The organism is Gordonia sp. 852002-10350_SCH5691597 (genome assembly GCF_001665715.1).
In the GTDB taxonomy this organism is placed as follows: domain Bacteria; phylum Actinomycetota; class Actinomycetes; order Mycobacteriales; family Mycobacteriaceae; genus Gordonia; species Gordonia sputi.
Map to the genome: position 1 here is coordinate 1 of NZ_LZMO01000106.1, position 22470 is coordinate 22470.

At 66.7% G+C, this 22470-nt stretch carries 21 protein-coding genes and 1 pseudogene; all 22 read left to right on the plus strand.

Going from position 1 to position 22470, the window contains the following annotated elements; genetic code table 11:
- Positions 1-648: pseudogene (locus A5777_RS07755) on the plus strand (DivIVA domain-containing protein); the annotation flags it as partial.
- 52 nt (positions 649-700) lie between these two features.
- Entirely contained in the window at positions 701-1315 is a 615-nt protein-coding gene (locus tag A5777_RS07760) for a YceD family protein (protein WP_064862207.1), read from the plus strand.
- Positions 1316-1377: 62 nt separating this feature from the next.
- Positions 1378-2097, plus strand: a complete 720-nt coding sequence (gene rnc, locus A5777_RS07765; RefSeq protein WP_064862224.1) for a ribonuclease III — start codon at positions 1378-1380, stop codon at positions 2095-2097.
- Complete coding sequence (gene mutM / locus A5777_RS07770) at positions 2090-2992, plus strand: bifunctional DNA-formamidopyrimidine glycosylase/DNA-(apurinic or apyrimidinic site) lyase (RefSeq protein ID WP_064862208.1); 903 nt, start codon at positions 2090-2092, stop codon at positions 2990-2992. The genes rnc and mutM overlap by 8 nt, the downstream gene beginning before the upstream one ends.
- A 120-nt stretch (positions 2993-3112) precedes the next feature.
- Entirely contained in the window at positions 3113-3583 is a 471-nt protein-coding gene (locus tag A5777_RS07775; RefSeq protein WP_064862209.1) for an OsmC family protein, read from the plus strand.
- Between the two features lie 34 nt (positions 3584-3617).
- The gene (locus A5777_RS07780) at positions 3618-3878 is read left to right on the plus strand and encodes an acylphosphatase (protein WP_064862225.1); all 261 of its coding nucleotides are present in this window, start codon (positions 3618-3620) and stop codon (positions 3876-3878) included.
- A 65-nt stretch (positions 3879-3943) separates the two neighbouring features.
- On the plus strand, positions 3944-7648 hold the full coding sequence (gene smc, locus A5777_RS07785) for a chromosome segregation protein SMC (RefSeq protein ID WP_064862210.1): 3705 nt from the start codon (positions 3944-3946) through the stop codon (positions 7646-7648).
- Between the two features lie 139 nt (positions 7649-7787).
- Positions 7788-9389, plus strand: coding sequence for a signal recognition particle-docking protein FtsY (ftsY, locus tag A5777_RS07790; RefSeq protein ID WP_064862211.1), 1602 nt, complete (start codon positions 7788-7790; stop codon positions 9387-9389).
- Positions 9390-9564: 175 nt separating this feature from the next.
- Positions 9565-10908, plus strand: a complete 1344-nt coding sequence (locus tag A5777_RS07795; RefSeq protein ID WP_064862212.1) for an ammonium transporter — start codon at positions 9565-9567, stop codon at positions 10906-10908.
- A gap of 49 nt (positions 10909-10957) precedes the next feature.
- A complete protein-coding gene (locus A5777_RS07800) occupies positions 10958-11296 on the plus strand; it encodes a P-II family nitrogen regulator (RefSeq protein WP_005176661.1) in 339 nt (112 codons plus the stop codon).
- Between the two features lie 5 nt (positions 11297-11301).
- The gene (locus A5777_RS07805) at positions 11302-13935 is read left to right on the plus strand and encodes a [protein-PII] uridylyltransferase (protein ID WP_064862213.1); all 2634 of its coding nucleotides are present in this window, start codon (positions 11302-11304) and stop codon (positions 13933-13935) included.
- 90 nt (positions 13936-14025) lie between these two features.
- On the plus strand, positions 14026-15582 hold the full coding sequence (gene ffh / locus A5777_RS07810; protein ID WP_064862214.1) for a signal recognition particle protein: 1557 nt from the start codon (positions 14026-14028) through the stop codon (positions 15580-15582).
- Positions 15583-15584: 2 nt separating this feature from the next.
- The gene (locus tag A5777_RS07815; RefSeq protein ID WP_064862215.1) at positions 15585-16673 is read left to right on the plus strand and encodes an amidohydrolase family protein; all 1089 of its coding nucleotides are present in this window, start codon (positions 15585-15587) and stop codon (positions 16671-16673) included.
- Between the two features lie 434 nt (positions 16674-17107).
- On the plus strand, positions 17108-17572 hold the full coding sequence (rpsP, locus tag A5777_RS07820) for a 30S ribosomal protein S16 (RefSeq protein WP_005205007.1): 465 nt from the start codon (positions 17108-17110) through the stop codon (positions 17570-17572).
- Entirely contained in the window at positions 17569-17811 is a 243-nt protein-coding gene (locus A5777_RS07825) for an RNA-binding protein (protein WP_005176668.1), read from the plus strand. The genes rpsP and A5777_RS07825 overlap by 4 nt, the downstream gene beginning before the upstream one ends.
- A gap of 14 nt (positions 17812-17825) precedes the next feature.
- Positions 17826-18347, plus strand: a complete 522-nt coding sequence (gene rimM, locus A5777_RS07830; protein ID WP_039855184.1) for a ribosome maturation factor RimM — start codon at positions 17826-17828, stop codon at positions 18345-18347.
- 53 nt (positions 18348-18400) lie between these two features.
- Entirely contained in the window at positions 18401-19081 is a 681-nt protein-coding gene (trmD, locus tag A5777_RS07835) for a tRNA (guanosine(37)-N1)-methyltransferase TrmD (protein WP_064862226.1), read from the plus strand.
- Between the two features lie 182 nt (positions 19082-19263).
- Positions 19264-19605: a YbaB/EbfC family nucleoid-associated protein gene (locus A5777_RS07840; RefSeq protein ID WP_064862216.1), complete on the plus strand. Its 342-nt coding sequence runs from the start codon at positions 19264-19266 to the stop codon at positions 19603-19605.
- On the plus strand, positions 19602-19976 hold the full coding sequence (locus A5777_RS07845) for a hypothetical protein (protein ID WP_064862217.1): 375 nt from the start codon (positions 19602-19604) through the stop codon (positions 19974-19976). The genes A5777_RS07840 and A5777_RS07845 overlap by 4 nt, the downstream gene beginning before the upstream one ends.
- 8 nt (positions 19977-19984) lie before the next feature.
- The gene (locus tag A5777_RS07850) at positions 19985-21013 is read left to right on the plus strand and encodes a hypothetical protein (RefSeq protein WP_231894982.1); all 1029 of its coding nucleotides are present in this window, start codon (positions 19985-19987) and stop codon (positions 21011-21013) included.
- A gap of 230 nt (positions 21014-21243) precedes the next feature.
- Entirely contained in the window at positions 21244-21585 is a 342-nt protein-coding gene (gene rplS / locus A5777_RS07855; protein ID WP_005204995.1) for a 50S ribosomal protein L19, read from the plus strand.
- Between the two features lie 18 nt (positions 21586-21603).
- A complete protein-coding gene (lepB, locus tag A5777_RS07860; protein WP_064862219.1) occupies positions 21604-22470 on the plus strand; it encodes a signal peptidase I in 867 nt (288 codons plus the stop codon).

Below are 22470 nucleotides of genomic sequence, written 5' to 3' on the forward strand. Positions count from 1 at the left end.
TGCTCGGCGACGCCGCCGATCACGCCGACAAGGTCGTGACCACCGCGGAGTCGGAGTCCGATGCCATGCTCGCGCACGCCCGCGCCGAGGCCGACCGCCTTCTTGCCGACGCCAAGGCGCAGGCCGACCGGATGGTCGACGAGGCCAGCGCGCACGGCAAGAACCTGGTCGACGAGGCCAGCGCGGAAGCTCACCGGCTGTCGACGAGCGCGGCGCGCGAGTTCGACGCCGTCACCGGGCGTGCGCGAGCATGGCATCGGACTCCGACTCCGCGGTGGTCACGACCTTGTCGGCGTGATCGGCGGCGTCGCCGAGCAGCAGCGCCTGGTCTCCGAGACCGAGGTCGTCGCGGCGGCGAAGTCGGAGGCGGAGCGCATCATCGATGCCGCACACGCCGAGGCCGATCGACTCCGCGGCGACTGCGATGTGTACGTCGACGAGAAGCTCGCCGAGTTCGAGGAGATCCTCACCGGGACCCTGCGCTCGGTCAACCGTGGACGCCACCAGTTGCGTACCGGCGCGGGCATGCACGACTACGTCGAATACCCGCGCAGCGTCGACGATGCAGGTGCTCGTCGGACGAGTGCTGAACAGGGACGACCCGGTTCGGCAGACCTGCACGACCACAGCTCGCCGCTCGCGGTCTGAGCGGCGCGTCGGGTCGTTCGATGAATGACCTGGTCGGGCGTATGGTGCACATGTGGCCGAGAATGCAGTGACTCAAGGTGCGCAGGCGCAGCGCGATCCCTTCGTCCTCGACATCCGATCGTTGGGCAGGCGTCCGGGGACGATGGAAGAGATCCATCGCACGGTCGTCGCTCCCCATCGGATCGGCGTGGAGATGATCGCGATACCCGCGGATTCCGACGTCGACCTCGACTTACGGCTGGAGTCTGTGTCCGAGGGCGTCTTGGTCACCGGCACCGTCTCCGGCGAGACCGAGGGCCAATGTGTTCGCTGTCTCGAACCGGTCGACGGCACGGTGACGGTGTTCCTGACCGAGCTGTACGCCTACCCCCACAGTGAGACCGAGCAGACGACCGACTCCGAGGACATCCATCGGATCGTCGACGACAGGATCGACCTCGAGCAGGCCGTCATCGACGCCGTTGCGCTCGAACTCCCGATGTCGCCGCTGTGCAGTGAGGACTGCGCGGGCTTGTGCGCTGAATGCGGTGTCCGGCTTGCGGTCGCGGAACCCGGCCACTCCCACGAGATCATCGATCCCCGCTGGGCCAAGCTCGCCGACAAATTCGGTTCGCTGGAGCAGAAGGGGTCGCAGGACTCCGACAGCGGCGAACGGGGCTCGGCGTGACCGGTGTCGACGACGCGGCGTCGCCTGCACCCCAACCCGACAGCCGTGACGCCGTCGCCTCTCTGGGAGCTGACTCCGAGGGTGTCGCGTCGTTGCTGGAAGCGCTCGGCACACCGATCGCGGATGAACTGCTCACACTCGCACTGACCCACCGCTCGTATGCCTACGAGAACGGTGGTCTGCCGACCAACGAGCGGCTGGAATTCCTCGGCGACTCGGTGCTCGGCGTGGTGATCACCGAACGGCTGTACAAGCGATACCCCGAACGTCCCGAGGGCGAGCTGGCCAAGATCAGGGCAAGCGTCGTCAACATGCATGCACTCGCCGACGTCGCGCGTGGACTCGGCGAGGGCGGTCTCGGGCGCCACCTCTTCCTCGGTCGCGGCGAGGAGATGACCGGTGGTCGCGACAAGGATTCGATTCTGGCCGACGGCCTCGAATCGCTTTTCGGCGCAATGTATCTCGACCACGGCCTGGAGACCTCGCAACGCATCATCCTTGACCTCTTCGACGAGATCCTCGACCGCGCAGGCCAACTCGGCGCGGGACTCGACTGGAAGACCTCGTTGCAGGAGTTGGCCGCCGAGCGTGGCTACGGGCCCCCGCAGTACCAGATCAGCTCGACCGGCCCCGATCACAGCAAGGAGTTCACCGCGCGTGCGGTGATCGCAGGCGAAGCACTCGGCGAAGGTGTGGGACGCACCAAGAAGGAAGCCGAGCAGAAGGCCGCATCCCTGGCATGGCAGGCGCTCACCGAGCGTGACGCCGTGAGCGATGCCTGAACTTCCCGAAGTCGAGACCGTCCGTGCCGGTCTCGAGAAGCATGTTGTCGGGCGCACGATCACCGACGTAGAGGTCCTCCACCCGCGAGCCGTCCGCAGGCACGTCGGCGATGCGCCCGATCTGGTCGGAAGGCTCAGGGGCGCAACGATTCTCGCTGCTCGTCGACGCGGAAAGTACCTGTGGCTCGACGTCGAGGCGCCCGACGGCGTCGACCGGTTCGCGCTCGTCGTCCACCTCGGTATGAGTGGGCAGATGCTGGTCGCCCGTGTCGGCGCACCCGACCACACGCATCTGCGGGTGCGCGCGACGCTCGACGACGGCAACGAGTTGAGGTTCGTCGACCAACGGACCTTCGGCGGGTGGCACCTCGACGACTATGTCGACGCCGAATCCGCCGACGCCGACACCGAACTGCCCGGCGACCCGGCGTCGCTGCCGCGCTCGATTGCCCATATCGCGCCCGACCCCTTCGACTCCGGGTTCGACAGGGACGAGGTGGTGCGTCGAATGCGCGGCAAGCACACGGAGGTCAAGCGCGCACTGCTCGATCAGTCGCTGATCTCCGGCGTCGGAAACATCTACGCCGACGAGGCCCTCTGGCGAGCGCGGCTGAACGGCACCCGCGTGACCGACGGCATCTCTCGACGCAAGCTCGCCGAGTTACTCGACGCCGCGACCGCGGTGATGAGCGACGCGTTGGCGGTGGGCGGCACGTCGTTCGACGCGCTGTACGTGAACGTCAACGGGCAGTCGGGCTACTTCGAGCGTTCGCTGAATGCCTACGGTCGGGCGGGTCAGCCGTGCCGACGATGCGGGACGCTGATGCGGCGTGAGGAGTTCATGAACCGGGGCTCCTTCTTCTGCCCGAAGTGTCAGCCCAGGCCTCGGCAGTAGCGGTTCATCGCTCCCAGCGTGAGAGATGTCGCGGCATAAGACGGCATCGGAAGCAGTTCTACTATTGCGAGCGGCGCCTCGGGTGCGCCGTCGTCGATTGCGAAGGGAGTCATCGCGCAGATGACCAGCGAGAATTCGTCCGCGACCACAGCGGCGCCGCAGGTATCGGATGCCGGCTCGGCACACACCGAGTTGTGGGTGCAGCGGACCGGTACGCGTCGCTACACCGGCAAGAGTTCACGTGGTGCGGAAGTTTTGATCGGCTCGCAGGACGTCGACGGCGTGTTCACACCGGGTGAGCTGCTGAAGATCGCGCTTGCCGCATGCACCGGGATGTCGTCGGACCGCCCGCTCGCACGTCGCCTCGGTGACGACTACGACGCGACGATCCGCGTCTCGGGCGACGCCGACCGCGAGAACGAGGTGTACCCGCGCCTGCGTGAGGTGCTCGACGTCGACCTGTCCGAACTCGATCCCGCCGCTGCGGAGCGACTGCTGGTGGTCGTCGAGCGCGCGATCGACTCGGTGTGCACGGTGGGCCGCACGCTCAAGGCGGGCACTGAGGTCGAACTCGTCATCGAGAGCGACTGACGCCCCGATGAGTGGTTCCGACCAGGTCGTTCGGATGACCGCGCATGTTCACGGACAGGTTCAGGGCGTCGGGTTCCGCTGGTGGACGCGCTCGCGCGCCCTGGAGCTCGGCCTGGTCGGTTCTGCGACGAATCTCGCCGATGGGCGGGTGCTCGTCGTCGCGGAGGGGGCCGAGCCGCAGGCGCACGCGCTACTCGACCTGCTGCGTTCGGGCGACACTCCCGGTCGGGTCGACCTCGTCGTCGAACGTTTCGATGCGCCACGGGATGACCTGCAAGGATTCGTCGAACGCTGATCCGCCGATCAACCGCCTGCCCGGTTGCGCCTGACTGCATCGGGTGATGGGTAGGCTTAACGGTCGTGCACCTGAAAAGCCTGACCCTGAAGGGCTTCAAGTCCTTCGCGTCGGCCACGACTCTGCGATTCGAGCCCGGCATCACCTGCGTGGTGGGCCCCAACGGCTCGGGTAAGTCGAACGTGGTCGACGCCCTGACGTGGGTCATGGGTGAGCAGGGTGCGAAAGCGCTGCGTGGCGGCAAGATGGAAGACGTCATCTTCGCCGGGACGTCGGGTCGGCCGCCTCTCGGTAGGGCCGAGGTGACGCTGACGATCGACAACTCCGACGGCGCTCTGCCGATCGAATACTCCGAGGTATCCATCACGCGACGGATGTTCCGCGACGGTGCGGGCGAGTACGAGATCAACGGGAGTTCGTGCCGGTTGATGGACGTGCAGGAGTTGCTGTCCGACTCGGGTATCGGGCGCGAGATGCACGTCATCGTCGGGCAGGGCCGTCTCGCGGCAATTCTGGAATCGCGGCCGGAGGACCGTCGTGCCTTCATCGAAGAGGCGGCAGGAGTCCTCAAGCACCGCAAGCGCAAAGAGAAGGCCGTTCGCAAGCTCGACTCGATGCAGGCAAATCTCGCGCGTCTGAGCGACCTCACCGCCGAACTGCGGCGACAGCTCAAACCGCTCGGACGGCAGGCCGAGGTTGCCCGCCGAGCTCAGACGGTGCAGGCCGATCTCCGCGACGCACGACTGCGGTTGGCCGCAGACGACCTGGTGACCCGACGCACGGAGATGGCCGAGCACACCGCTGTCGAAGAAGAGATTCGACGACGCTCCGACGAGGTCACCGCAGAACTCGACACCGTCAATGCCGAGGTCGCCGAGCACACCGACCATCTCGCCCAGGTCACTCCCGCTGCCGCGGCGGCAGGCCAGGCGTGGTTCCGGTTGTCGGCGCTCGCCGAGCGTGTCGACGCGACCAATCGGGTCGCAACCGAACGCAGCCGCTACCTCGCGGAGCCGACGGCCAGCTCCGGCGGTCCCGATCCGGAACAACTCGAACGCCAGGCTGAGGAGGCCGCGCTCACCGAGGCCGAAATGGCCGAGGCGGTTTCGCTTGCCGCCGAGTCGCTGGAGGTGTCCAAGCTCGAACTCGAGGAGTACGAGCGCGTCGCCGCGGAGGCGGAGCAGGCTCACATGGCCGCGGTGCGTGCGGTGGCCGACCGACGCGAGGGACTCGCGCGGCTCGAGGGACAGGTCGAGAGTCTGCAGACCAAGGCCGACGGCGTCGACGCCGAGGCGTCGCGCCTCACCGCTGCGATCGCAGCCGCCGTCGAACGCGCCGAAACTGCTGCGCAGCAACAGGATTCGGCAGCCGAATCACTGAGCCAGATGGAGGCCTCGGAGCAGGGCCTCGACGAACACCACGAGCGGTGCGTCGCGGCGCTGAATCTGTCGAATGAGCGGGTTGCGTCGCTGCAGGCCGCCGAACGTGAGGCGGAGCAGCGGATCGCGTCGCTGGCCGCGCGGATCGAGGCGCTCTCGGTGGGCCTCGAACGCAACGACGGCGGTGCGTGGCTGCTCGAGAATGCGCCGGAGGGTTTGGCGGGCTCCGTTTCGGACCTGCTGGCTGTCGACTCGGGTTTCGAGACGGCCATCGCCGGAGCGCTTGGGCCCGCCGCCGACGCGATTGCGACGGTTGACGCGCTCGCTGCCGTCCGCGCGCTGCAGGCGTTGAAGACCGGAGATGGCGGCCGGGCGTCGTTGCTCCTCGGCGGACTCGACGACGCCGCACCGCGTCGCGAGGTCGCGCTGCCCGACGGCGCGGTCTGGGCGAGCTCCGTGGTCACCGCGCCGTCGCAGATCAAGGGTGCCGTCGATCATCTACTAGCCGACGTCGTCGTGGTCGACGACGCCGAGCAAGGCGTCGACCTCGCGGTACGGCACGGCCTCCGGTGCGTCACGCGGGAGGGCGACCGCATCGGCCCTGCGTCGGTGGAGGGCGGATCGTCGCGTCGTCCGTCGACGTTGGAGGTCACTTCGGCGATCGACACCGCAACCGCAGATCTCGCCGCAGCGCATCGAACCACCGAGGAGACGCAGGCGGCACTCGAAGGTGCACTGACCGAACAGCGCGCCCGCCGCGAGGCCGCCGAAGAGGCGTTGGCCGCGCTGCACGAGTCGGATGCGGCCGTCGGCGGAGCCTACGAGCAACTCGCCCGACTGGGTCAGGAAGTCCGCGCGGCACAGTCGGAGGCCGACCGGCTCACGCGGCAGCGCGACCGCGCGGAAGACGGTCGCGGCGACATGCTCACCACCCTCGCCGAGCTGCGGGAACGCCTACGCCTGGCGCGTGACGAGTCGACGTCCGAACCCGACGAGGTCGGGGGAGACGGGGGCGAACGCTCGGCGGCTGCCGCTGCCGTCGCCGGTGCGCGTTCGAGTGAGATGGAAGCGCGTCTGGCGTTGCGTACCGCTGAGGAGCGCCTCGCGTCGGTGCGTGGCCGTGCCGATTCGCTTCGTCGTGCCGCCCAACGTGAACGGGACGCCCGTGAACGTGCCCGACGCCAGGACGAGGCTCGTCGGGTCGCGGCGCAGGTGGCGGCCGAGGTCGCCCAGGCTGCCACCGCGGTCTCCGAACGTCTCGTCGGCGCTGTCGCAACAGCACAGGCGGGTCGCGACGAGCTCGAGCAGGTCAAGGCCGCGCGCACCGAAACCCTCGAGGCGCTGAAGAGTCGAGCGGCGGCACTCACCGATCAGCTCAACGCCCTGCGTGATTCCGTGCACCGCGACGAGGTCGCCCGCGCGCAGTCCGCGTTGCGCATCCAGCAGCTCGAGGAGCAGGTACTGGAGAACTTCGCGATGTCGCCCGATGATCTGATCGCCGAGTACGGCCCGGACGTCCCGATGCCGCCCTCGGCGTTGGAGATGTCCGAGTACGAGCAGGCCAAGGAGCGCGGCGAGAGCGTCGTCGCGCCCGCGCCGCTGCCGTACGACCGCGCGACGCAGGAAGCGCGCGCGAAGAAAGCGCAGAAAGACCTCAATACCCTCGGCAAGGTGAATCCCCTCGCGCTGGAGGAGTTCGCCGCCCTCGAAGAGCGCTACAGCTTCCTGTCTGCGCAACTCGAGGACGTCAAGGCCGCGCGGAAGGATCTGCTCGACGTGGTCGAGGACGTCGACGCGCGCATCCTGCAGGTGTTCACCGAGGCCTACGCCGACGTCGAACGCGAGTTCTCCCAAGTCTTTTCGACGCTGTTCCCCGGCGGCGAAGGTCGACTCATCCTCACCGAACCCGGAGACATGCTGACCACGGGAGTCGAGGTCGAGGCGCGGCCACCCGGCAAGAAGGTCAAGCGGCTGTCGTTGCTCTCGGGTGGCGAGAAGTCGCTGACCGCCGTGGCGATGCTCGTGGCGATCTTCCGCGCGCGACCCTCACCGTTCTACGTGATGGACGAGGTCGAAGCAGCGCTCGACGACACCAACCTGCGCCGCTTGATCACCCTCTTCGAGCAGTTGCGTGAACGGTCGCAGCTCATTGTGATCACCCACCAGAAGCCGACGATGGAGGTCGCGGATGCGCTCTACGGCGTCAGCATGCGTGGTGACGGCATCACGACGGTGATCTCACAGCGTCTGCGCGGCCAGAACGTCGCGGTCACGGCAACCGCTCAGCCGGCAGTGGGTGGAGACAGCACCGACGGGGGAGACGGCGTCGGCGGGCAGGAAACCGACGTGCCGGATGCGACCACAGCGACGACGAACAGTGCGCCAACATGACAAACAGGGCGCCAACATGACAAACAGGGCGCCAACATGACAAACAGGGCGCCAACATAGAGAACGCCCCTTCCGCTGGTCGGCGGAGGAGCACGATGGACAACGCAGCCCGAGATATGCGGGAAGAACTGGAGAAGCAGTGAACACCGGAATCATCATCGGAATCGTCATCGCGGTCGTCGTCATCCTCGCGTTGATCGTCGCGGGTCTCGTCCTCGCGCGTCGACGACGCATCTCCCTCCACGACGACGAGCAGACACAAGTGGTCGACGGCTCGAAACCGCAGGTCGATCGCTCAGGCGGGTACAAGGCGTCGTCGGGCTTCAGCTTCAGCCAGGGTGGTGCGGCGTCGGGAACCGCTGTCGCGCAACCACCCGAGCCGACCATCGCGCCCACCGAGCGGACCGAGGTCGACGGTCAGCCCGGCGTCGGCGACGACGCATCGGTCCCGCGCGACTCGGAACGTCGCGGCATCACCAACGTCACGCTGCCCGATACCGCCGACGTCGAGACAGCAGACACTGCCACGACCGACGCCGCTGCGACCGACACCGAGACAACAGACACCGCGACAACCGACACCGCTGCGACTGCCACCACGGCACCGACCGCAGACACCACCGATACCGCTGCGACCACCGAAGAGTCGGCGCTGACCAGCGAATCGGTGCCGCTTGACGAGTACACAGATTCGTCGGTCACCACCCCGCTGTTCGAGGAGATCGTCGAGTCGGTCGGTGAGAGTCCCGACGAGATCATCGAAGAGATCGACGAGATCGAGGACGAGGAGGCTGCGGCCACAGCTCCGCCGCGTGAGGAGATCGAGCCGACGGCAGGCCGACTCGGTCGGCTGCGTGGGCGCCTGTCGCGGTCGCAGGGCGCGATCGGCAAGAGCATGCTCGGGCTGCTCGGTGCAGGCGACCTCGACGAGGAGAGCTGGGAGGAGATCGAGGACACCCTGGTCATGGCCGACCTCGGCTCGGCCGCGACCGAAGCGGTCATCGAACGGCTCCGCACCGAGCTGGCCACCAATCCGGTACGCAACGCCGACGACGCCCGCGCACTGTTGCGCCGGGTGCTCGTCGAACAACTACACCCCGAATTCGACCGTTCGATCCGCGCGCTGCCTCATGCCGACACACCGGCGGTGGTACTCGTCGTCGGCGTCAACGGCACCGGCAAGACCACGACGACGGGCAAGCTCGCGCGCGTGCTCGTCGCCGACGGTAGGCGCGTATTGCTCGGCGCGGCAGACACATTCCGTGCCGCAGCGGCAGACCAGCTACAGACGTGGGGCGAGCGCGTCGGTGCGGACATCGTGCGCGGCAAGGAACAGGCCGACCCGGCGGCAGTCGCATTCGACGCCGTCGCGAAGGGGATCGACGAGGGCGTCGATGTGGTCCTCATCGACACGGCGGGACGTCTGCACACCAAGACCGGTCTGATGGATGAGCTCGGAAAGGTCAAGCGAGTCGTCGAGAAGAAGGCTCCGGTCGACGAGGTGATCCTGGTCCTCGATGCCACCGTCGGCCAGAACGGACTGACTCAGGCGAAGGTCTTCGCCGACGTCGTCGACATCACCGGCGTCGCATTGACCAAGCTCGACGGAACCGCCAAGGGCGGCATCGTGTTCAACGTCCAAGAAGTGCTCGGCGTCCCGGTGAAGCTCGTCGGACTCGGCGAGGGAGCCGACGATCTCGCGCCGTTCGACCCGGAAGCGTTCATCGACGCGCTTCTGTAAGCTGCGAAAAACCTTTGAGGCCATGTCCGATTCACCTGGCGATTTACCTTCGCGAAATGTGAATCGGGCTTTGGTTCACACGCTCGAAACACGGGAGCACCACAGCTGAAACCACTTCCCGACAGAGTCTTTGCAGGCGCCGAGCCGTCGGCGCGCTCTGAGGAGGTTTTCTACAGTGGTCTCTGCACTACCGGATAGTGTTTTCGGAGAGCCTGACGCCGGCAATACAGCATGGATGCTGGCCAGTGCGTCGATGGTTCTTCTGATGACTCCAGCGCTGGCCTTCTTCTACGGGGGTTTGTCTCGGGGTAAAGCAGTTCTGAACATGATGATGATGTCGTTCGGCTCGGTTGCGACCGTCAGCATCGTCTACGTCCTGTGGGGGTTTTCGGAGTCGTTCGGAAATACCGTCACCGGTGACTCCGACATCTGGGGCATCTTCTCGAATCCGTTCTCGCTGTTCGGATCCGATCAGCTGATGAACACGGCGGGTACCGAAGACAAGCCGACATATGTGTTGTGGACCGGCGTCGACACCCACGTTCCCGCCATTGTCTTCCTGGCCTTCCAGCTCACCTTCGCCGTCATCACCGTCGCCCTGATCTCGGGTGCTGTTGCAGAGCGCGTGAAGTTCTCCACCTGGCTGGTGTTCTCGGTGCTGTGGTCCACCATCGTCTACTTCCCGCTCTCCCACATGGTGTGGGGCGGCGGCCTGATGTCGAACGCCGAAAAGGGCTTCGCGTCATGGATGTTCGGCACGAACTCGGACGGAACCGCCAACGTGGCGCCGATCGACTTCGCCGGTGGCACGGTCGTCCACATCAACGCCGGTATGGCAGGCCTGGTGCTGGCCATCATCGTCGGTGCCCGTGTCGGCTTCGGCAAGACCGCCTACCGGCCGCACAACATCCCGTTCGTGATGCTCGGTGCCGCACTGCTGTGGTTCGGCTGGTTCGGCTTCAATGCGGGCTCCGAGCTCGCCGCGGACATGACGGCAGGCAAGGTCTGGGTCAACACGACCGCCGCAACCGCGGCGGCGATGATCGGCTGGCTCGGGGTTGAATGGGTGCGCGACAAGCACGCCACCAGCGTTGGCGCGGCGTCGGGCATCGTTGCCGGTCTCGTCGCCATCACTCCTGCCTGTGGCGCATTGACGCCGGTTGGTTCGATCATCCTCGGCGTGATCGCGGGTGCTCTCGCGGCGGTTGCCATCGGACTCAAGAACAAGTTCGGATACGACGATTCGCTCGACGTCGTCGGTGTTCACTTGGTCGCAGGACTCTGGGGAACCATCGGCATCGGCTTCCTGGCCAAGGACACGGGCCTGTTCTGGGGCGGCGACTACAAGCAGCTCGTCGTACAGATCGTGATCGCTGCTTTCGCGCTCGCGTTCACCGGTGTTCTCACCACGATCATCGCTCTGGTGCTCAAGCCGCTCGGCTGGCGCATCAAGCCCGATGAGGAGAAGAGTGGCATCGATGAGGCAGAACATGCCGAGACCGCGTACGAACTGGCATGAATCCCCGGTCGTTGACTACTACGCTGAATCCTGTGGAGAGGGATAACCAATGAAGCTCATCACCGCAATCGTGAAACCGTTCACGCTTGAGGACGTCAAAGCCGGCCTGGAGCAGGCCGGGATTCTGGGAATGACCGTCAGTGAGGTGCAGGGTTACGGTCGCCAGAAGGGCCATACCGAGGTGTACCGCGGCGCTGAATACTCGGTCGACTTCGTTCCCAAGGTACGAGTCGAGGTCGTCGTCGACGACGCGGCTGTCGACAAGGTCGTCGATGTCATCGTGGAGGCCGCGCGAACCGGCAAGATCGGTGACGGAAAGGTGTGGGTCTCCCCGGTCGAGTCGGTCGTTCGCGTCCGAACCGGCGAGCGCGGCGCAGACGCGCTGTAGGCCCGTTGCCTTTCGTCAACTCCGACCGTGGCCCTGCGTCCGACGATTCGTCGGGTGCGGGGCCACGGCCCGGAATGGGACCAGGCGGTGGCCCTCTCGCAGCGACCGACCTGGCACGTACCCGTAAGCAACTCACCGAGGCCACCGGTGCCGGGAGGCTCGACGCCCCCGGGTTGCGGCAGGTTCTGGTCGACCTGCACGAATTCTGGCTGACAAGCAAGGCGGCCGAGCTCGGGATCAGGCCGCACAGCGGACTCGCGATCGTCGCCGTCGGCGGACTCGGGCGCGGGGAGATGCTTCCGCATTCCGACCTCGACCTGATCCTGCTGCACGACGACCTCGCCGTCGAACGGCTTTCAGAAGTTGCCGACGGACTCTGGTATCCGTTGTGGGACGCCAACATTCCGCTCGATCACAGCGTGCGCACGGTCCCTCAGGCCCTGCAGGTCGCCGCCGAGGACACCACGGCCGCGCTGGGATTGCTTGAGGCGCGGCACATCGTGGGCGACGAGGATCTGTCGTCGCTGCTGATCGGGGGAGTGCGCCAGCAGTGGCGCACCGAGATCAGGCACCGCTTCCCCGAGGTGGTCGAGCACGCACAGGATCGATGGCGTCGCGCGGGCGATATCGCGCATCGCGCGGAACCCGACCTGAAGAACGGTCGAGGCGGCCTACGCGACGTGCAACTCCTCGGCGCGCTGGCGATCGCGCAGCTCACCGACGGCATGGGAGGCCTGCGCCCCGACTCGCCGAATGCGGGGCCGCAGATGGCCTATCACCGATTGTTGGACATCCGTACCGAACTGCACCGGATCGCCGGACGTCCCCGGGAGCAGGTGCGCGCACAGGACGCCGACGAGATGGGTGCATCGCTGCGGATCGGCGACCGCTTCGACCTCGCACGTGTCATCAGCGACTCCGCCCGCACGATCAGCTACTCGATCGACGTCGGCCTGCGGACTGCGGGCAATGCGTTACCGCGCCGCGGTCTGTCCAAGCTGCGGCGATCGCCCATCCGACGTCCGCTCGACGAGGGCGTGGTGGAGCACAACGGTGAGATCGTGTTGGCGCGCAACGCAATTCCGAGCAAAGATCCCGGACTGATCCTTCGCGTCGCGTCGGCGTCGGCGCGAACCGGACTGCCGATCAGTGCCTCGACGCTTTCGCGGCTCGCCGACTACGCACCAGAACTGCGCGAGCCGTGGCCGGCAGAAGCGCTGAGCGACCTGCTGGTGCTGCTCGGCTCCGGGCACCACATGATCGATCCCATCGAGGCGCTCGACCGCACCGGGTTGTGGGGCAGACTCCTGCCGGAGTGGGGTGCGGTCCGTGACCTTCCGCCACGAGACGCAGTGCACACCTGGACCGTCGACCGTCACCTCGTCGAGACCGCCGCCTACGCGAGCTCGATGACCACCCGCGTCTCGCGACCCGACCTGCTGGTGCTCGGGGCGCTGATCCACGACCTCGGCAAGGGACGCGGTGCCGACCACAGCATCGTCGGAGCCGAACTCGCCGTACAGGTGGGCAACCGGTTCGGACTCTGGCCGCAGGATGTCGACGTGCTGTCGGAGTTGGTGCGTCATCATCTGTTGCTGCCGTCGATCGCGATGCGACGCGACCTCGACGATCCGGCGACCGCGACAGAGGTCGCAGAGACTCTCGGATATGACAGAGTGCTGCTGGAACTACTTGCGGCACTTGCCGAAGCGGATTCACGGGCCACGGGTCCCGGTGTGTGGGGTGAGTGGAAAGCGTCGCTGATCAACGATCTCGTCCGACGCACGATGCGGTTGATCGACGGCGAGACCCCCGAGGAGCCCGAACCGCTCAGTGCGCAGACGCGTGCACTCGCAGAGTCCGGTGAGTATGCGGTCAGCATCACGCCGGGGGAGGGACCGCACACGTTCACCGTGGTGATGGTCGCACCCGACACGCCGGGTCTGCTGTCGAAGATGGCGGGAGTCGTCGCGTTGAACGGGTTGCGGTCGCACTCCGCGACGGTGCAGGGAATCGAGACGTCGGACGGGCAACGTCGCGGGGTCAACACGTTTGTCGTGGTCCCGACATTCGGCTCGCCGCCGGAGGCCGGTCTGCTTCGCCAGCAGTTGATCGCAGCCGTGGAGGGCAAGATCGACGTCATCGAGCGACTCGACGCGCGCGAAAGCAGTTCGCCGATCCCGACAATCGGCTCGGTGAATGCCGCACCGGGGATCGGAGCCGGTGCCGCGGCGGGAAGCACCGATCCCGCCGTCGATGGTGCCGGGCATCCCAAGAACGCCGTACCCGCGCTGTTCGCCATCGCTCCGCCGCGGGTCCTCTGGGCCTCCGCGCCGTCCGACGACGAGGTGCTGATGGAGTTGCGCACCGACGACCGCCTGGGCCTGCTCAGTCGCGTCAGTAAGGTCATCGAGCAACAGGGAGCCGACGTCCGGTGGGCGAAGGTGACGACTCTCGGGCCGACCGTCGTCGACAACTTCTGTCTACGTCTGGCCGACGACACCCCGCAGGCGCGTACCGCCTTGGCCGATGCCGTGATCGCGGCATGTCCACCGCCTCAGCCGCGTTCGGAGGACGACAACGACGGCGGCGCCGCGGGCACGACCGGCTCCGGACGCTCGGGCGTCCCGATCAGTTGACGATCGCGTTCACCCTGTCGACTGTCGGCAGGGTGAACGCGAGACGCACCGCTGCGGCGAGCACACGCCGGCTCATGGGACACTGGAACAATGTTCGACTCCCTCTCCGATCGCTTGACCGGTGCGCTGAAGGATTTGCGCGGCAAGGGACGCCTGTCCGATGCCGACATCGACCGCACCGCACGTGAGATCCGTCTTGCCCTGCTCGAGGCCGACGTCTCTCTCCCCGTGGTGCGCGCGTTCATCGCCCGGATCAAGGAGCGCGCCAAGGGCGCCGAGGTCTCGCAGGCGCTCAACCCCGCCCAGCAGGTCGTCAAGATCGTCAACGAGGAGCTCATCGGCATCCTCGGCGGCGAGACGCGGCGCGTGCAGTTCGCCAAGAACCCGCCGACCGTCATCATGCTCGCGGGCCTGCAGGGCGCGGGTAAGACCACCCTCGCGGGCAAGCTCGGCCACTGGCTCAAGCAACAGGGTCACACTCCGCTGCTCGTCGCCTGCGACCTCCAGCGGCCAGGTGCCGTTTCTCAGCTGCAGATCGTCGGCGAGCGCGCGGGTGTCCCGGTGTTCGCGCCCGATCCCGGGACCAGCATCGGCCAGACGGGCGATCTGGGCACGGTCAGCCACGGCGATCCCGTCGCCGTCGCGCGCGCGGGCGTCGCCGAGGCCCGCGATCACCACTACGACGTCGTGGTCATCGACACCGCCGGTCGCCTCGGTATCGACGAGGAGCTGATGGGCCAGGCCTCCGATATCCGTGAGGCAACCCAGCCCGACGAAGTGCTCTTCGTCGTCGACGCGATGATCGGTCAGGACGCGGTTGCCACCGCGGAAGCATTCCAGAGCGGCGTCGGATTCACCGGCGTGGTGCTCACCAAGCTCGACGGCGATGCGCGGGGCGGTGCCGCGCTGTCGGTGCGCGAGGTGACCGGACAGCCGATCATGTTCGCGTCGTCGGGTGAGAAGCTCGAGGACTTCGACGTCTTCCATCCCGACCGCATGGCGAGTCGCATCCTGGGCATGGGCGATGTGCTCAGCCTGATCGAGCAGGCAGAGCAGCATTGGGACGCCCAGCAGGCCGAGGCCGCAGCGCAGAAGATCAGTCAGGGCGAGCTGACGCTCGAAGACTTCCTCGAGCAGATGCAGATGCTGCGGCGCATGGGACCGATCGGCAACATCCTCGGGATGCTGCCGGGCGCCAACCAGATGAAAGACGCTCTCTCGCAGGTCGACGACAAGCAACTCGACCGCGTGCAAGCCATCATCCGGGGTATGACGCCCGCCGAGCGCGACAACCCGAAGATCATCAACGCCTCACGCCGACTTCGCATCGCGAACGGCTCGGGTGTCACGGTCAGCGAGGTCAATCAGCTTGTCGACCGGTTCTTCGAGGCTCGCAAGATGATGGCTCAGATGTCCGGTCGCATGGGCTTGGGCGGCGGTTCTCGCAAGACCAACCGTAAAAAGGGCAAGGGCAAGAAAGGCAAAGCCAAGGGACGCGGACCGACACCACCGAAGGTGCGCGGCGGTTTCCCCGGTATGCCCGGTGGTTTCCCCGATCTCTCGGGCATGCCTGCTGGTCTCGACGAACTGCCCCCTGGCCTCGAAGGCATCGATATCTCGCAGTTCCAGCAGCCGAAGAAGAAGTAGCCGTGAGCGGTCGCGGCTCGTCGACGGCACGTCACTATCGCGGTCACGATCCGTTGACCGATGAGCTCGTCGAGCTGTGGGTGGTCGGTGAGACCATCTCCCGCGAGCCGGTGCCCGACGCCACGACCGTCGCCTCCGACGGCTGGATCGTTCCGGGACTCGTTGATGCCCACAATCACGTGGGAATCGCGCCGGGACTCGGCGTGACCATCGAGCAGGCCCGCGCGTTCGCGCGCGCCGACGCCGAAGCCGGGGCACTGCTCATCCGCGAGGTCGGTTCACCGCTCGACACCCACCCACTCGACGCCGACGCCGGCCCCCTGTTCATCCGGTCCGGCAAGCACATCGCGCGCGCCAAGCGGTACCTGCGCGGATACGGCATCGAACTCGACGACCCCGACGACCTACCCGCTGAGGTGGCCCGACAGGCTGCTGCAGGCGACGGCTGGGTCAAGCTCGTCGGTGACTGGATCGACCGCGGGGTGGGCGACCTCGCCCCGCTGTGGACCCGATCCCAACTCGACGGTGCCGTTGCCGCGGCGCATGACGCGGGTGCTCGCATCACGGCGCATGTGTTCGGCAGTGACGGGCTCGACGACCTCATCGCGGCTGGCGTCGACTGCATCGAGCACGGCACCGGCCTACACGCCGATCAGATCGACCTGCTGGTCGAGAAGTCGATTGCCCTGGTGCCCACCATGATTCAGGTCGACAACTTCCCCGAGATCGCCGCGGGCGCAGACAAATACCCGACTTACGCCGCGCACATGCGCAAGCTGCATGCCGATGCGCCCGCGACATTTGCCGCGGCGCGCGAGGCGGGCGTTGCGATGTACGCGGGTACCGATGCCGGTGGATTCATCGGGCATGGGCGCATCGTCGACGAGATCGAGCGGCTCGCGGGTATCGGCCTCGGTGCCGCAGGTGCTCTCGCATCGGCGACCACCGAACCCCGACGCTGGCTCGGAGCGGGAACTCTCGAGCACGGTGACCGCGCCGACTTCCTCGTCCTCGATGACGATCCTCGGGCGGATCTCTCGACGCTTCGACGCCCCCGCGCCGTTGTGTGCGCAGGCGGTCATGTCGTCTGACGGTCACGCTTTCGGGCCGGCGACGAATCCGGTGTGAGGTACGCCACCTTTCATGCCGTGGTTTCCCTTGTTACCGCCTAGTAGGGTGGCACTCACGTTGCATTGAGGCGCGTCGGCGGTCCCGACTTCGGTCGGGCCACGCGCAACGCTCGTTCTGGGGGGCCGAGCGCGGTTGTGTGGCCTGTGGGTCCGTTTCTGTCGTATGGAGCATGCGGTTGCCTTGTCGCGGGGTGGGCATCCGCATACTCCATACGCGTTGACAGCGCCGCAGTCGCGGCGATTTCTCCTCCCCGGTGCCGTCTGGCACAATGGATCCTCGGTTCGTCGGACCGGTTACGCACCGCCCGACGGTCACACCCGAATAGATCGCAAAACCGGGTCCGCCACTTCCGGCGGGCCGCTGAATTGCGCAGTGACCACTGGAGAAGCAACACATGTCTGTCAAGATCAAGCTCACGCGGCTCGGCAAGATCCGCAACCCGCAGTACCGCATCGTCGTCGCAGATTCTCGGACCCGCCGCAACGGCCGGGTGATCGAGACCATCGGCAAGTACCACCCGAAGGAAGAGCCGAGCCTCATCGAGGTCGATTCCGAGCGCGCGCAGTACTGGCTGGGTGTCGGCGCACAGCCGACCGAGCCCGTCGCCGCGATCCTCAAGATCACCGGTGATTGGCAGAAGTACAAGGGTCTGCCGGGCGCCGAGGGCACGCTGAAGGTTGCCGAGCCCAAGACCTCCAAGCTCGACCTGTTCAACGCGGCACTCGCCGCCGCCGACAGCGAGCCCGTCGCCGAGGCGACCACCCCCAAGAAGAAGGCCGCCAAGAAGGCTGACGATGCGCCTGCCGCAGACGAGGCTCCGGCTGAGGCTGCTGCCGGCGACGCCAAGGACCAGGCGTGAGCGCTGTCGTCGCCGACGCGGTCGAACATCTCGTCCGCGGAATCGTTGCCAACCCCGACGACGTGCGCGTCGAACTGATCACCGGTCGGCGAGGCCGCCTCGTCGAGGTACACGTCAACCCTGAGGATCTCGGAAAAGTCATCGGTCGTAACGGTCGCACGGCAACCGCGTTGCGCACCCTGGTCTCCGGAATCGGTGGCCGTGGTGTGCGCGTCGACATCGTCGACACCGATCGCTGAGTAGACGCTCCACGATGGATCTCGTCGTCGGACGTGTCGCGAAGTCACACGGTATTCGTGGTGAAGTAGTTGTCGACGTGCGTACCGACGTTCCGGAGGATCGCTTCGCGGTCGGCTCGGTCGTCCGTGGCCGACCCGGTCGTGGGGGAGACGAAAAGAATTACACGGTGACAGCCGCCCGGCAGCATGCCGGGCGGCTGTTGCTGTCGTTGGCCGAGGTGTCCGACCGCACCGCGGCCGACGCATTGCGCGGCACGCTCTTCCTCATCGACAGCGCCGACGTCGACTCGGGCGACGACCCGGACGAGTTCTATGACCACGAACTCGAAGGCGTCGAGGTCACCACCATCGAGGGCGAACGGGTTGGCGTTGTCGGCTCGGTGCTGCATCTGCCTGCCAACGATCTGCTGGCCGTGAAGACAGCCGATGGGCGCGAGGTTCTGGTGCCGTTCGTGCGCGAGATCGTGCCGACCGTCGGACTCGACGGCATCGTGATCGACCCGCCCGACGGGCTGCTCGACGTCGGCGAGTCATGAGCGAATCACCGCGTACGGATTCGGTACGCGCGGATCCTTTGCGCACCGGTCCCATGCGCATCGATATCGTCTCCATTTTTCCCGAGTATCTCGATCCCCTGCGTATTGCGTTGCTGGGCAAGGCGATCGACAAGGGGGCGATCGAGGTCGGGGTTCACGATCTCCGTGACTGGACCCACGACATCCACCGCGCCGTCGACGATTCGCCGTACGGTGGCGGGCCGGGCATGGTGATGAAACCCGACGTCTGGGGGCCGTGTCTCGATGAGGTGTGCCCAGACGACGCCCTCCTCGTGGTCCCGACGCCCGCGGGCGTTCCATTCCGACAAGAAACCGCGCAACGCTACAGCCGCGAAAAGCATCTCGTGTTCGCGTGCGGCAGGTACGAGGGAATCGACCAGCGAGTCTTCGACGACGCCGCCCGGCGCGTCCGCGTCGAAGAGGTCTCCCTCGGCGATTTCGTGCTGATCGGTGGCGAAGTGGCCGCGATGGCGATGATCGAGGCGACCGTGCGGCTCATCGACGGTGTCCTCGGCAACCCGCGCTCGCACGAGGAGGATTCGTTCTCCGACGGGCTGCTCGAAGGTCCGAGCTACACCCGTCCCGTGCAGTGGCGCGGACTCGACGTCCCGCCGGTCTTGCTCAGTGGCGACCACGCCAAAGTCGCCGCCTGGCGTCACGAGCAGTCGCTGGAACGAACTCGCGAGCGCAGACCCGACCTGCTCGACGACTGACTCTCCTGGCTTCCATGGCGGGCTCTCCGGGGCCTTCTCGGCGGTCCGCGATTTCCACAGGTGTGCATTGAGACGGCGTGTGCCGGTCGGCGTCCGGTTATGATCTCCGCAAACCGGGCAGTGACAGCGAAGCGGTTGGCCGGGGTGGGGAGGGGAGTGCTGTGCGGGATCGATGGACACGCATGCTCGACGAGGTCGACCATCAGCGCGTCGAATTGGCAAGAGTCGCAAACGAACTCGATCGGCTGACCGCGCAGGCGTCGACTCCCGATCGGTTGGTGAGCGTGACCGTCGGATCGCGGGGACTCGTGCGCGACGTCGACATTCGCCCTGCCGCATTGCGCCACTACCGTGCTGATCAGCTCTCCTCGACCATTGTCGAACTAGCCACGCGCGCAGACTTGGAGCTCCACGACCAGCGAGAGCGCCTGTTGCGCACCGTGTCCGAGCTCGGACCCACCTACTCCGACGTCCGGCGAAGCCACGACGAGGCGCCGACGCGTCGAGACGAGGTGCCCGGATGAACGAGCCGTCGCGCACACCTCACGACGACGCGTCGACGATGCGTGTCGACGGCACGGCGACCGCCGATCTGAGGCGCCGACTGTCCGAGATCGCCCGACGCGTCGACGCGATGGGCGACGAAGTGATGGCCGTCGGACTCGTCGTCGGTGACGCGATGGGTCAGGGCGCGCCCGCCGCGGCGTTTCGTCCGGGGGCGCTGCGTGCGGAACAGGGGTGCTCGCGTGGAGTCGAGGGGCTGTCGCAGGCGCTCACGGTCATCGCCGACAACGCCGTCGCCGGGGCGACGCAGGTGGTCGAGGTCGACCGCGAACTCGACGCTCAGTTCCGCACATCCGGTCAGATCGCCGGATCAGACAGGGGCGCGCCATGAACGGACGCGTGAACACCACGTACCCCGCGGCCGGCGCGACGGAGGAGCTTCGACGTCTTGCCGAATCGCTCGCACCTGGGTGCTGGCCGAGCGCCGACGAGACCGCGCTCGTCGACTGTGGCCGCCGCCTCCGCGGAATCGGTGACGAACTGCGCGACCTCGCCGACGTCATCGACGCCCTACGACGCGATCACGACGGGTCGGGACGCTTCCACGACGGGCTGATCGACGCCCTCACGCAGGTGACGTCGGACGTCGCCGGCATGCGCGGCGTTGCCGACAGATTCGCCGCATTCGCCACGTCGCTCGACGCCTTTGCACTGGCGACCGTCGACGCGCGTGCGGAGATGACACTGCTCGCGTCCATCGCCGATCGCGACCGGTTGGCGGGCTCGGTGGCCGACGCACTCGGCGACGACTCGGCTCGGGTGTCGGCGGCGAGCGCGGGTCGATACGCGCTGTCCGCCGCGGGTGACGAGTACACCGGGCGCGCCGGGGATGCGTGCGATTCCGCAGCACAGGTGGCCGATTCGGAACAGCGAACCGAATCGACTCCGCCGGCTGCGACCAGCGGCATGATGACGGCGGGAGGTTTCGGGGCGCTCGGGGCGCTGGGGGCGTCGGCGGGTGGCGCGCTGCAGGGTGCCCGCGCCGTGGGAGGCCAGGCCAGTACCCCCGACATCGACCCGACATGGCTGATCGAGCGTGCGGCGATATTGCAGACGTCGCTGCCGTCGCCCTTCTCCGAGTGGATGCGTGTGGCGATCGGCGTCGGAACCGACGCGGACGGAGGCCAGGTCAGGGTGGTCGCGACCAGCGACCCGCAGCCGTATCAGCGCCCGGGTTTCGCGATCGCACCCAGCGAGTTGCTCGCGGGCGATGGAGGCCCGCCCGAATACGCGATCGTCGCCGAGATGGCACGCGCGCGGCTGACACCCGTCATCGTGGCGTCGGCCATGACGATGCCGCAGGGAATTGCATCGGTGCTGGTGGCAGAGGGTGTTGCGGTGGCATCGCCGCCGTCGCCGCGAACGTGAGCCGCCGTTTGGGCTGCCTGCTCGTACCGCGGACGCGCGATTTCACTTCCACCCTGGTGCTCTGGCACAATGGACGGGTTGCCTGAGGCCGTCGACCGACGTCTCGGGCATGACTCGGAGCACGAACCGGTTCGAACCCTTCACGCCGTATCGTCGGAACGTCGACGCCAATGGCGGGGGTCGCCAGGTTCCTCTGTTCATCAGTAGCCACATTAAGGAACAACGACATCATGAACACCCTCGACTTCCTCGACAAGCAGTCGCTGCGCGACGACATCCCCGCGTTCGGCCCCGGTGACACCCTCGACGTTCACGTCAAGGTCATCGAAGGCTCCAAGGAGCGCGTCCAGGTCTTCAAGGGTGTCGTCATCCGTCGCCAGGGTGGCGGTGTCCGCGAGACCTTCACCGTCCGTAAGGTGTCGTTCGGTGTCGGCGTGGAGCGTACCTTCCCGGTGCACAGCCCCAACATCGCCAAGATCGACGTCCTGACTCGCGGCGACGTGCGTCGCGCGAAGCTCTACTACCTGCGCGATCTGCGCGGCAAGGCAGCCAAGATCAAGGAAAAGCGCTGACGCGTCTACCCTGACGACGTGGCATCCGAACACAGCGCGGCGAATCACTCCGACGCAGACGACGCCCATTCGAGCCCGGCAGATCCTGTCGACCGCCGGTCCGAGAACTCCGAGGAGCGCCCCTGGCGTACCAAGGATGACGACGACGAACCGAAACGGAAACGTGGTTCATGGCTGCGCGAGACGATCATCATCGTCGCGTGCGTTCTGCTGGTGACGTGGATTCTGCAGACCTTCATCGGTCGGCAGTATGTGATCCCGTCGGAGTCGATGGAGTCGACGCTCATCGGATGTCAGGGGTGCACCAACGACCGCATCGTCATCGACAAGCTTGCGTATCGCTTCGGCGATCCGAAGCCCGGCGATGTGGTCGTTTTTCGTGCCCCGACATCGTCGTGGGATGGCGACTGGGAGTCGCCGCGGTCGAGTAATCCCGTCGTTCACGGTCTGCAGAACGGTCTGTCGTGGTTTGGTTTCGCGCCGCCCGACGAGAATGATCTGGTCAAGCGCGTGATCGCCACCGGCGGTCAGACCGTCGAATGTCGCAACTCTGACGGGGTGGGCGTGAAGGTCGACGGCAAGCCGTTGAACGAGCCGTACATCGACAAGAGTCTTCAGTCGCGCGACGTGGCGTCGGGCCAGTCCGGTGAGCCCGACAACCAGGTGACCAGTTGCTACGGTCCCGACTTCGGCCCCATCAAGGTGCCCGACGGCAACCTCTGGGTCATGGGCGACAACCGCGAGTACTCGGCGGATTCGCGTTATCACGTCACCGACGAGCTGCAAGGCACCGTTCCGGTGTCCGACGTCCGCGGCAAGGTGCGCTTCATCATCTACCCCGTGTCGCGGATCGGTGGTGTCGGCTCGATCAACCCGCAGCAGTGA

What these genes read in the sequence shown, in the direction of transcription:
- A5777_RS07775 (WP_064862209.1), top strand. Translation starts at nt 3,113, where the DNA reads ATGACCAGCGAGAATTCGTCCGCGACCACAGCGGCGCCGCAGGTATCG.
- mutM (WP_064862208.1), top strand. Translation starts at nt 2,090, where the DNA reads ATGCCTGAACTTCCCGAAGTCGAGACCGTCCGTGCCGGTCTCGAGAAG.
- rimM (WP_039855184.1), top strand. Translation starts at nt 17,826, where the DNA reads ATGGATCTCGTCGTCGGACGTGTCGCGAAGTCACACGGTATTCGTGGT.
- ffh (WP_064862214.1), top strand. Translation starts at nt 14,026, where the DNA reads ATGTTCGACTCCCTCTCCGATCGCTTGACCGGTGCGCTGAAGGATTTG.
- A5777_RS07800 (WP_005176661.1), top strand. Translation starts at nt 10,958, where the DNA reads ATGAAGCTCATCACCGCAATCGTGAAACCGTTCACGCTTGAGGACGTC.
- rplS (WP_005204995.1), top strand. Translation starts at nt 21,244, where the DNA reads ATGAACACCCTCGACTTCCTCGACAAGCAGTCGCTGCGCGACGACATC.
- A5777_RS07840 (WP_064862216.1), top strand. Translation starts at nt 19,264, where the DNA reads ATGCTCGACGAGGTCGACCATCAGCGCGTCGAATTGGCAAGAGTCGCA.
- rpsP (WP_005205007.1), top strand. Translation starts at nt 17,108, where the DNA reads ATGTCTGTCAAGATCAAGCTCACGCGGCTCGGCAAGATCCGCAACCCG.
- A5777_RS07780 (WP_064862225.1), top strand. Translation starts at nt 3,618, where the DNA reads ATGACCGCGCATGTTCACGGACAGGTTCAGGGCGTCGGGTTCCGCTGG.
- A5777_RS07845 (WP_064862217.1), top strand. Translation starts at nt 19,602, where the DNA reads ATGAACGAGCCGTCGCGCACACCTCACGACGACGCGTCGACGATGCGT.
- trmD (WP_064862226.1), top strand. Translation starts at nt 18,401, where the DNA reads ATGCGCATCGATATCGTCTCCATTTTTCCCGAGTATCTCGATCCCCTG.